Origin of the sequence: Falsirhodobacter sp. 20TX0035, from assembly GCF_028307215.1 — a bacterium.
Lineage (GTDB): Bacteria > Pseudomonadota > Alphaproteobacteria > Rhodobacterales > Rhodobacteraceae > Falsirhodobacter.
In genome coordinates this window covers 1-6,401 of sequence record NZ_JAQMHV010000028.1, presented here as the reverse complement: position 1 = coordinate 6,401, position 6,401 = coordinate 1, and the positions used below count along the sequence as shown (strand labels likewise).

Annotated in this window: 7 protein-coding genes; 6 read left to right on the top strand and 1 reads right to left on the bottom strand. The window is 67.4% G+C overall.

Features of this window, described 5'->3' with window-relative positions; genetic code table 11:
• Positions 1 to 196: 196 nt before the first annotated feature.
• Genes PIJ50_RS16245 through PIJ50_RS16235 form a run of 3 tightly spaced genes read left to right on the top strand, consistent with a single transcriptional unit; the run spans position 197 to position 3,387 of the window.
• Complete coding sequence (locus PIJ50_RS16245) at positions 197 to 712, top strand: putative pterin-binding protein (RefSeq protein WP_271976643.1); 516 nt, start codon at positions 197 to 199, stop codon at positions 710 to 712.
• 6 nt (positions 713 to 718) lie between these two features.
• Positions 719 to 2,686 (top strand): putative bifunctional diguanylate cyclase/phosphodiesterase, encoded by a 1,968-nt coding sequence (locus PIJ50_RS16240; protein ID WP_271976642.1) that lies wholly within the window; start codon positions 719 to 721, stop codon positions 2,684 to 2,686.
• Positions 2,683 to 3,387, top strand: a complete 705-nt coding sequence (locus PIJ50_RS16235) for an FkbM family methyltransferase (protein WP_271976641.1) — start codon at positions 2,683 to 2,685, stop codon at positions 3,385 to 3,387. Before PIJ50_RS16240 ends, PIJ50_RS16235 begins: the two co-directional genes overlap by 4 nt.
• Before the next feature lie 204 nt (positions 3,388 to 3,591).
• Here the strand turns inward: PIJ50_RS16235 and PIJ50_RS16230 are convergent, their stop codons facing one another.
• A complete protein-coding gene (locus PIJ50_RS16230) occupies positions 3,592 to 4,359 on the bottom strand; it encodes an SDR family oxidoreductase (RefSeq protein ID WP_271976640.1) in 768 nt (255 codons plus the stop codon).
• Positions 4,360 to 4,530: 171 nt separating this feature from the next.
• On the opposite strand from PIJ50_RS16230, the gene PIJ50_RS16225 reads away from it, so the two are divergent.
• From PIJ50_RS16225 to PIJ50_RS16215, 3 genes are all read left to right on the top strand, one after another.
• On the top strand, positions 4,531 to 4,779 hold the full coding sequence (locus PIJ50_RS16225; protein WP_271976639.1) for a hypothetical protein: 249 nt from the start codon (positions 4,531 to 4,533) through the stop codon (positions 4,777 to 4,779).
• 9 nt (positions 4,780 to 4,788) lie between these two features.
• Positions 4,789 to 6,123 (top strand): DUF6880 family protein, encoded by a 1,335-nt coding sequence (locus PIJ50_RS16220; RefSeq protein WP_271976638.1) that lies wholly within the window; start codon positions 4,789 to 4,791, stop codon positions 6,121 to 6,123.
• Positions 6,124 to 6,219: 96 nt separating this feature from the next.
• Positions 6,220 to 6,401: CsbD family protein (locus PIJ50_RS16215; RefSeq protein WP_271976637.1), on the top strand; the 182-nt coding region annotated here is incomplete at its 3' end.

Here is a 6,401-nt window from a genome sequence, read left to right as displayed (position 1 = left end):
GAAGGCCCCACCTTCGCCCAGAACAGCCTCGACCCGAAACTCTTCGCAACACTCTTCCACGTTGGATGAAAGGGTCGGGACATTCATGCGGGTTAATGGCCGCGAAACCTCTACATGACAGGAATAAGGCATTGGCCGGACCAAGGATCCGCGTAGGATCGTTCCCAAGGCCCCCCAGTCAGGAGTGAGGAAACCCATGCCCGCCTTTCGATCGCTTCCCCTCCTCGCGGCCATCCTCTGGTGCATGGGCAGCCCCCTCACCGCCGGCGCACAGGACTTTCCGCCCCCACAGGGCGAGGTGATCCTGACGATCACGGGCGCCATCGCGCACACCAACGTGGACGACACGGCGCAGTTCGACCGCGAGATGCTGGAAGGGCTTGGAATGGCGGAGGTGACCACCGGCACCCCGTGGTTCGACGGCGTCAAGACCTTCGCAGGTCCGCCGCTGGCGGCTGTGCTGGACCGCGTGGGCGCCAAGGGCCGGACGATCAAGGCCGTCGCGCTGAACGACTACGAAACCGATATCCCCCTGTCGGACGCAAAGGACACGGGCGTCATCCTCGCCATGAAGATGAACGGCGACACCATGACCGTGCGGGACAAGGGCCCCCTTTTCGTCATCTACCCCTATGACAGCGCACCGAGGTTCGAGACGCAGACCTACTACTCACGCTCGGCCTGGCAAGTGACGCGCCTCATCATCCGGTAGAACATCGTGACGCGCGTCCTCAGTGTCCTCATCGCCGTGTTCATCGCGGCCACGATCTACCTGTCCAGCACGGTCGGGGAACGCCAGTCGGTGGTCCGCCGGGTGGCTCATCACAACGATTCCTGGGCGATCAGCCAGACGGCGCAGGAGTTTCTGCGGCTGGAGGAGACGCTTGCCCTCTACAGCCTGTCCGCGCCCGGCATTTCCATGGACGACGTCCGCCTGCGGCTGGACATCGTCATCAGCCGCATGACCTCGCTGCGCGAAGGCTCTCTGAAGACCTTCCTCGACCAGACGCCCGCGCGCCAGCAGACGGTGGCGGCGTTCGTGGCCCTTCTCAACGACCTCGACCGTTCGCTTGAGGATCTGGACCCCCCGCAGATCCGCGAGATCCTGAACCGGATGCACGCGCAGACCGCGCCGCTTACCAACCTGTCCTCGCAAAGCGTGCAGCGCAGCTGGACCCTGGTGGAGGAGAACCTGAAGGCGCTGGAACGCCTGCACCTGATCTACGGCCTGGTCGTGGGGGTGCTGATCCTGTGCTGGTGCGGGCTGCTGGTGCTTCTGCTGAACCGCAACCGCCTGCTGCATCTTGCGCAAAAGCAGGGCCGCGACCTGAACGAAAGCCTGAACGCGGCCGGAAACGAGTTGCGGGACAAGAACCGCAGCCTTGAATACGCCGCGCATCACGACGCGCTGACGGCCCTGCCGAACCGCACCCTGTTCTGGAACGAGCTGGAAACGGCCCTCAAGGTGTTTTCGGAACGCGACCTGTCCATCAGCCTGCTGCTTCTTGATCTTGATGACTTCAAGATGATCAACGACATGATGGGACATGATTTCGGGGACATGCTGCTGCATCAGGTCAGCGACCGCATGCGGCGCTTCAGCGTGAAGCCGCACATGTTCTGCCGTCTGGGCGGGGATGAATTCGCCTGCCTGCTGTTCGACCGCACAGCCGAACAGAGCTTGGAATACGCCCGCAACCTCGCCGTCGACATCGCCGCCCCCTACCAGCTCTCCGACCGGCGGGTGGAGATCGGATGCTCCATCGGCGTGGCCAACGTCATGACGCCGCGCGATGCAGACGCGCAGCTGCTGTTCAAGCGGGCCGACATCGCCCTTTACCGCGCCAAGGCGTCGAAGGAGGACCGCGTCTGCCTGTTCGAGGAGTACATGCAGGGCGAGTTCGACGATCGCAAGGCGCTGGAAAACGACCTGCGCCACGCCATCGCGCAGCGCGCGTTCGAGGTGGCCTATCAGGTGCAGGTGGATCTTCGCACCGGCCGCGCGGCAGGGCTGGAGGCACTGGCCCGCTGGAACCACCCCACCCGCGGCGACATTCCGCCCGACGTCTTCATCCCCATCGCCGAGGAGATCGGCCTGATCCGCGAACTCGGCCGCCTGATCCTGACCGAAGCCTGCGCCGAGGCCGCGACCTGGCGCCAGCCGCTGAAGATCGCGGTGAACCTGTCCTCGCTGCAACTGCAATCGCCCGACATGCTGAACGTCGTGCAGGACATCCTGCAGGCCACCGGCCTCGATCCCACCCGGCTGGAGCTGGAGATCACGGAATCCGTCCTGCTGAACAACCGCGAGGAGGTGTTCCTTGCCCTCAACAATCTGCGGCTGTTCGGCGTCACGGTGGCGATGGACGATTTCGGCACCGGCTATTCCTCGCTCGCCGTTCTGCGCGACATTCCTTTCGACACGATCAAGCTGGACAAGGGCTTTGTCCGCGACATCGTCTGGGACCGGGAGGCGGAAGCGCTGGTCCGGCTCGTGAACGACCTCGGCCATCTTCTGGGCAAGAAGGTGATCATCGAGGGGGTGGAAACGGAAGACCAGCACGACGCCGTCCGCCGCCTTGGATGCGATCTCGCGCAGGGGTTCCTGTTCGGCCGCCCGGTGTGCAAAACACAACTTGGCCACCTGCGCGCGGGTGGCACCCCTGAACCGGAGACGACCTCATGACCCTGCCCCCCCAAGGCCCGCTGACGATCCACGGCCTGAACGTGCCCATCGCCGAAGGGGAGGTGTCGCCGATCATCTGGCAGGCCCTGCGCAGCGGAGAGTATGAGGCGAAGGAGGCGCGGCTGGCGCGGACCCTGCTGCGGGCGGGTGACCGGGTGCTGGAACTCGGCTCCGGCCTCGGGATCATCACGACGGTTCTGGCCCAGACCCCGGACGTACGGATCTGGTCCTTCGACGCCAACCCCGACACCGTCGCCATGGCCCGCCGCGTGGCCGAGGCGAACGACGCGACCAACGTCACCTTCGCCCATGGCCTGCTCTCGGCCGGGGATCCGACCACGCATGTCTTCTACATGCGCCGCGACTTCTGGATGTCCTCCATGATCGCAGCGCAAGGCCCCTACGAGGCGACGATCGAGGTGCAGTCCGCCAACATCGACGCGGCGCTTGCCGAACGCGGGATCAACGTTCTCGTCATGGACGTGGAGGGGGCTGAGCGCGAGATACTAGGCGCCGCAACGCTGGACGGCGTGGACCGCGTGTTCCTGGAACTGCACGATCACCTTTATGGCCTGACCGGCGTGCGCGAGATCTTCGCCGCCATGGACCGCAAGGGCTTCGCCTACGATCCGCGCGCCTCCTCGGGGCCGTGCGTGCTGTTCCTGCGCGACGACGGGTCGATCCGGCCCTACGCCGGATAGGGCGAGGCGAGCACGGCGGAATCGCCCAACGGCAGCGTCGGCCCCACACTGGACCGGCCGACGCCACACCGCGACCCCGATCGGCACCATCGGCCCCTACACCGGATAGGCCGACCTCCAAACCCGTGACCCCCGGTCGCCGGCACCGGCTCTACACTGCACAGGCCAACGCCAACCCCGCACCCCCCCCCCAACCGGCGGCGCCTACTCCACGCCCACCACGTCGGGCGTTTCCCAGGCCAGGTGCTGACCTCCGTCCGGGCAGATCAGCTGCCCCGTCACCGCCCGCGCACCCAGAAGATAATCCAGCGCCGCCGCGATGTCTTGAGGCGAGGCGCCCCGGCCCAGAACGGTCGCCGCGCGCTGCCGGTTGAAATCCTCCGCCGACTGGCGCGCCCCGGCCAAGGTCGGCCCCGGGCCGATGGCGTTCACCCGGACATGCGGGGCCAGCGCCTGCGCCGCCGTCCGCGTCAACGTCCAGAGCGCGGACTTCGCCAGCGTATAGGACATGAACTGCGGCGTCAGCTTGTGCACCCGCTGGTCGATCATGTTCACGACCAGCCCCCGGGCCAGCGGCTCCCCGTCGCTGTCGGGCGCGGGCACCTGTTCGGCAAAGCGCTGGATCAGCACGAAGGGCGCGCGCAGGTTGGACATCATGTGCCGGTCCCAGCTGTCACGAGTCGCGGTGGCCAGACTGTCCTCCTCGAAGATGGAGGCGTTGTTGAGCAGCACCGTCAACGGCCCCACCGCCCCCGCCGCCCGGCCGATCAGGCCCTGCGTGGCCTCCTCGTCCAGAAGGTCGGCCTGCACCGCCTCGGCCCGCCGTCCCATGGCGCGGATCTGGTCCACGACCTCCCGCGCCGCGTCGGCCGAACTGGAATAGTGCACGGCCACGTCGCAGCCCCGCTGCGCCAGATGCAGGGCCATCGCCCGCCCGATCCGCCGGCCCGCGCCCGTCACAAGTGCCGCCATGGTGCCGTTCCTTCCCTTTATCCCCTTATCCCCGAACCATGCCGGGCTGAGAACTGCGTAATACGAATTCACGGTTTCCAAAAGCTTAAGACGCGAACCACCGTCCAAGACCCGTCGCCATCCCCCCACTTTCCCTGTAAAACGGCCGAAACGGCACGGAACGGAGGGGCCATGTCTCGCTTGCTGATCATCACGGGTGTGATCGGGGCCACCGCCGGTGTCCTCGTGCTGGGCCCCGACTTCGCGCAGACCCATTCAATGGCCGAACAGATCGCCCTTGGCCTGCTGGCGATCCTGATGGTCTGCACCCTGTTCGGCATGAAGATCGGCACCATCCTCGGCTTCCTGTTCCGCATCCTTGTGATGGCGCTGATCTGGCGCGGCGTGACGGGGCTGCTGCGGGTCGCGCGGCTGCGATAGGGGAAGACGGTGGCGGCCAAGGCGCTCAACAAGAAGAACCTGCTGGTGCTGGGACCCGACCGCTTGGCCGACCTGCTGATGGAGGTGACAAAGGGCCGCGCCGACCTGCAACGCCGCCTGCGGCTGGAGCTGAGCGCCCATCAGGGCCCCGAGGACGTGGCCCGCGACATCCGCAAGCGCTACGCCTCCCTCCGGCAGGCGAAGGGCTACCTGTCGCGCAAGACCCACCGCACCTTCGCGAAAGAGATCCGCAGCCTGATCGCCCTGATCGAAGGCCTCGCCCCCGTCGACCCCGCGCTGGCCTTCGATCTTCTGTGGGAACTGCTGCATCTGGGCCCCGGCGTTCTGGACCGCACCGACGACCGCGCGGGCCTTCTGGCCGAGGTGTGGGGCGAGGCGATGACCGCCCTGTCCCGCCTTGCGCCCCACCTGACCCTGCCGCCCCCGACGCTGGCCGAAACGCTGTTCGGCGCGCTGGAACACGACGCGCGCGGCCTCTTCGCCGGGGGCGTCCGCGCGCTGGCCCCCGCCTTGGGCCCGCAGGGGCTGGCGCATCTGGACGGCTTGGCCGCCACCGCCCCCGCCCGCACGGGCACCGCCCGCCACCACCAGCTGGCCGCCATCCGGCGCGACATCGCCGACGCGCAGGGCAACGTGGACGCCTTTGTCGCGAACCTTTCCGCGAAACAGCTGACAACCCCCGCGATCGCGGCGGAAGTGGCGACCCGCCTCCTTGCCGCCCACCGCGCCCTGGAGGCGCTGGCGATCCTGCAGAACGCGCCCGCGGACCCGGCACTGGTTCCGATCCACGTCGCCTGCCTCGAAGCCCTGAACCGGACGGAGGATCTGAAGGCGTTCCTTTGGCAAAGCTTTCGCGCCCGCCCCGACGCGGACATCCTGCGCCGCTACCTGCGCCTTCTGCCGGATTTCGATGACATCGAGGCCGAGGACGAGGCCCGCGCCCTCGCCCGCGACCACGCCGACCGCAACGCAGCACTTCAGTTCTTCCTCGACTGGCGGGATCCGGCGATGGCGGCCGCCCTTGTTCTGGCGCGGCCCGACGCGCTGAATGGCGACGATCCCGGCCCCCTGATCCGCGCCGCCGACACACTCGACTCCGGCCACCCCTTGGCCAGCGTCCTGTTGCGACGGACGGTGATCCTGGCCTCCCTGCGGCGCGGCCGCCCCGAGGACATCCGCCGCGCCGCCGACCAGCTTCTGGCCTGCGCCGCAACGGACGCCCCTATCGCCGACTATGGCGACGCCCCCGACCACCTGTCTTTCGTGACCCGGCTGCGCCGAACCCACGGTCGGCGCCGCAGCCTTTGGACGAAGGTCTCCTGATCGCACGTCCGCGTGAGCGGCCCGCGTCCGACGGAACGAAGGCCCTCCCAGGTGCATTGGATCATCAGAACGTCACAAACGTGAAAGGATTTTTCGATGGGCGAGTTCACCGACAAGGCCAAGGCCGCCGCCAACAAAGCCGCCGGCAGCGTGAAGGAAAGCGTCGGCAAGGCGACCGACAACCGCAACCTTGAAGCCGAGGGCCAAGGCCAGCAGGCGCGGGGCACGGTGCAGGACGTTGCGGGGACGGTGAAGGGCAAGCTGGGCGACCGGGTCTG